A 1,956-nucleotide genomic window follows, 5' to 3' on the forward strand; every position below is an offset into this window, starting at 1 on the left:
CCCCACCACAACACCCCACAAACCATTGGAAACACAACAAACCACCGGCGTGTCGAAAACAGGCAAAAACACGACAACAAACCCACCCACCCCACAGCAAAACCACTGAAGAAAAGACCCGACCCACCCACACCCGGCGTGTCGCGGAACGGGCCGCCAGCGAAACGAACCGGACAAGACATGACGAACCGCGTCGCAGAGAAGCCGGTTCGCGAAACAGGACGGCACCCCGCGACCCGACTGCATCACGAAACGGCCCCTCGGCGAAACAACCAGACAGCCAATGCCGGAACCGCTTCACAAACCATCCCCTCAGCGAAACGCACCGTCACGCCCCCACCGAACCGCATCGCCAACAGGCCACCCAGCGAAACGAATCAGCGCCACCCCACCGAACCAACTCCCGAGCGGAGTGCCGGCCGGAGACACGCAGAATCGCCCGAATCGGCAGTCGGAGGCGACCACGCGTCACGCGGCCCCGGTCCCGCCGATGGCGATGAGCACCGTCAGCAACGCCACGAACGCGACGGGCGCGGCCATGACGGCGAGCACCCACGCCGAGACGACGCGGACGACGGACCATGCCATCCGACGACGAACCGCCGGATCCACCGCCGCTCCCGAACCCGGCCCCGGTACCAGGTCCGCCTTCGTCGCGGACACCAACGACAGCACGAACGCGACAAGCCACAGCAGCACGCCCGCCGCATACATCGCGAGCGATATGGCCGGCAGGACGACGGCGTCGGCCGGGAACAACGAGGAGACGGCATCGTAGAACGGGCTCCACCACAGAGCCGCCACCGGAGCGACCAGGACGAACCCGCAACCACGAAGCACGACGACGGCACGCGAGACCATGGCACCATGGTCCCACGCCGGGAGAACAGGAACGCCCGCGCGCCCCTCCACGCACCGTCGCGACGGGTTATCCCGACCGTGAACCGTGGCGCCACGGAAACCCCGGGAACTGTGATAATGGACGCATGGGAACAACACATGATCTCGACAACGAGACGATCCAGACGCTGCTGAACCGTCGTTCCATCCGCAAGTTCAAGCCCGATCCGATCGACGACGACACCCGCGCGGTGCTGGAGACCGTCGCGCAGCGCGCCGCCTCCAGCCAATACCTCAACGACTGGTCCGCGATCCGCGTGACCGACCCGGCGCTCAAGGCGAAGTTCGCCGAGTTCGGCCGCCAGCCGTACATCGCCGAGGCGCCGCTGCTGTACCTGTTCGTCATCGACGAGCAGCGCAACGCCCGCATCGCCGAACGCCAGGGCGTCGACACGTCCTCCCCCGACTGGTGGCTCGCCGCCAGCTATCACTTCACGCAGGCGCAGAACGACGCCGTCCTGGCGCTGCACGCGATGGAGACCGCCGCATACTCGCTGGGACTCGGCTGCGTGATCCTCGGCTCCGTACTCAACGACATTCCCGGCCTCATCGAGGCATGCAGGCTGCCGGAGTACACGTACCCGGTGCTCGCCCTCGCGATCGGCGAACCCGACCAGGCGCCCGCGCTGAAGCCGCGCATGCCGCGCTCGATGCAGTTCTTCGACAACGTCTATCCCGCCGACGCCGACGCGGCGCTGTCCGGATTGGACGGGTTCGACGCGACCGTCCACGAATACTACGACCTGCGCAACACCGAACGCCCCGTCGACGCGTTCAGCGCGCAGATCGTCAAGGCCGGCGGTCATGACACCAGCAACAAACCGCTCCTCCCCAACGCCGAAGCCCAGGGATTCCGTCTGGGCCGATAGGCCGGCGCCATGCACCCGTCACGTCACGGGTCTTCCACGATGCGACGGGTGCCGCGTGGCTTGGTGGGTGTGGTTCCGTCCGGGGCACGCGCGCGTGGTCGCGTGGGTTTGGTTGTGTGGGTGGCTTCGCTGCCGGTGCGTCGTGCGATGGTTGCCGGTTTCGTCGCGTTCGTTGCGGTGTGCCGGG

General features: G+C 66.8%; 2 protein-coding genes. One reads left to right on the top strand and one right to left on the bottom strand.

Annotation, left to right across the window (positions count from 1 at the left end):
• Window positions 1-468: 468 nt before the first annotated feature.
• Complete coding sequence (locus tag JS531_RS10830) at window positions 469-861, bottom strand: hypothetical protein (protein ID WP_214315869.1); 393 nt, start codon at window positions 859-861, stop codon at window positions 469-471.
• A gap of 125 nt (window positions 862-986) precedes the next feature.
• Between JS531_RS10830 and JS531_RS10835 the strand changes: the two genes are divergently transcribed.
• Entirely contained in the window at window positions 987-1,769 is a 783-nt protein-coding gene (locus JS531_RS10835; RefSeq protein ID WP_214315870.1) for a nitroreductase family protein, read from the top strand.
• Window positions 1,770-1,956: the final 187 nt, after the last annotated feature.

This window comes from Bifidobacterium sp. CP2 (assembly GCF_018555635.1).
Taxonomy (GTDB): Bacteria; Actinomycetota; Actinomycetes; order Actinomycetales; family Bifidobacteriaceae; genus Bifidobacterium; species Bifidobacterium saguinibicoloris.

What these genes read in the sequence shown, in the direction of transcription:
- JS531_RS10830 (WP_214315869.1), bottom strand. Translation starts at nt 861, where the DNA reads ATGGTCTCGCGTGCCGTCGTCGTGCTTCGTGGTTGCGGGTTCGTCCTG.
- JS531_RS10835 (WP_214315870.1), top strand. Translation starts at nt 987, where the DNA reads ATGGGAACAACACATGATCTCGACAACGAGACGATCCAGACGCTGCTG.